Source organism: Methylobacterium sp. J-067, assembly GCF_022829465.1.
Lineage (GTDB): Bacteria > Pseudomonadota > Alphaproteobacteria > Rhizobiales > Beijerinckiaceae > Methylobacterium > Methylobacterium litchii.
Window position 1 is genome coordinate 1 of the sequence record NZ_JAKSXZ010000009.1, and the last position, 1,850, is coordinate 1,850.

Annotated in this window: 1 protein-coding gene; it reads right to left on the reverse strand. The window is 70.5% G+C overall.

Going from position 1 to position 1,850, the window contains the following annotated elements; genetic code table 11:
- Positions 1–1,850, reverse strand: a 1,850-nt coding sequence (gene dxs, locus MKK52_RS00115) for a 1-deoxy-D-xylulose-5-phosphate synthase (protein ID WP_243951720.1), incomplete at both ends; no start/stop codon positions are given.

Genomic DNA, 1,850 nt, shown 5'->3' on the forward strand with positions numbered 1-1,850 from the left:
ACGATGCTTGGGGCGTCGAGGCCCGCTTCCGCGTACATCTTCTCCGGCTTGTCGTGGTCCTGGTACGTGTCCGGCAGCGTGAGCGTCCGCACCCGCACCCGGCCCGCATCCAGCGCGCCCTTCTCCGCCAGGAGATGCAGCACCATCGCCCCGAACCCGCCGCGCGAGCCCTCCTCGATCGTCAGCAGCACCTCGTGCCGCGACGCGAGGTCGAGGATCAGCGCCTCGTCCAGCGGCTTGGCGAACCGCGCATCCGCCACCGTGACCGCCACGCCCTGATCGGCGAGCGTATCCGCCGCCTTCAGCGCCTCGGCCAGACGCGTGCCGAGCGACAGGATCGCCACCCGCGCGTTCGCGTCCTCGCGCACCACGCGGCCCTTGCCGATGGGCAGGACCTCGCCCCGCTCCGGCAATTCGATGCCGACGCCCTCGCCGCGCGGGTAGCGCAGGGCGGACGGGCCGCTGTCATGGGCGTGCAGCGTCGCCACCATGTGGACCAGCTCCGCCTCGTCGGCGGCCGCCATCACCGTCATGTTCGGCAGGCAGCACAGATAGGCGAGATCGAACGCCCCCGCATGGGTCGCGCCGTCCGCACCCACCAGCCCCGCCCGGTCCATGCAGAACCGCACGGGCAGGTTCTGCAGGGCGATGTCGTGCACCACCTGGTCGTAGGCCCGCTGCAGGAAGGTCGAGTAGATCGCCACGAACGGCTTGTAGCCCTCCGTCGCCAGACCGCCCGCGAAGGTCACGGCATGCTGCTCGGCGATGCCGACGTCGAAGGTCTTGTCGGGGTGGGCCTTGCCGAACAGGTCGATGCCGGTGCCGCCGGGCATCGCGGCGGTGATCGCCACCACCTTCGGGTCGGCGTCGGCCGCCTTGATCAGGCTCTCGCCGAACACCCGCGTGTAGGCCGGCGCGTTCGGCTTGGCCTTGGCCTGGACGCCCGACACCACGTCGAACTTCACCACCCCGTGGTAGCGGTCGGCCGAGGCCTCGGCCGGGGCGTAGCCCTTGCCCTTGCGGGTGACGACGTGCAGCAGGATCGGGCCGGTCTCGGTGTCGCGGACGTTCTTCAGCACCGGCAGCAGGTGGTCGAGGTTGTGGCCATCGACCGGCCCCACGTAGTGGAAGCCCATCTCCTCAAACATCGTGCCGCCACCCACGACGAGGGAGCGGGCGTATTCCTCCGCCGCCGCCGCGCGCTGGTAGATCGCCTTCGGCAGCAGCTTGCCGAGCTGCTTGGCGGCATCGCGCAGCGTCCGGTAGGTGTCGCCCGAGGCGAGCCGCGCGAGATAGGCCGACATCGCGCCGACCGGGGGCGCGATGGACATGTCGTTGTCGTTGAGGATGACGATCAGGCGCGAATGCAAGGCGCCGGCATTGTTCATGGCCTCATACGCCATGCCCGCCGACATGGAGCCGTCGCCGATCACCGCGATCATGTTGCGGCGCTTCGGCGTCTGGCCCTTGGCCTTCGCGGCGGCGGCATCGAGGTCGCGGCCGACGGCCATGCCGAGGGCGGCCGAGATCGAGGTCGAGGAGTGGGCGGCGCCGAACGGGTCGTAGACGCTCTCGGAGCGCTTGGTGAAGCCGGACAGGCCTCCGCCCTGGCGCAGGGTGCGGATGCGGTCGCGGCGGCCGGTGAGGATCTTGTGTGGGTAGCACTGGTGGCCGACATCCCAGACGATGCGGTCGTCGGGGGTGTCGAACACATGGTGCAGGGCGACGGTGAGTTCGACGACGCCCAGCCCCGAGCCGAGATGGCCGCCGGTGATGGACACGGCGTCGATCATCTCGGCGCGCACGGCATCGGCCACGGCCTGCAGCTCGCCTTCCGGCACCGTCCGCAG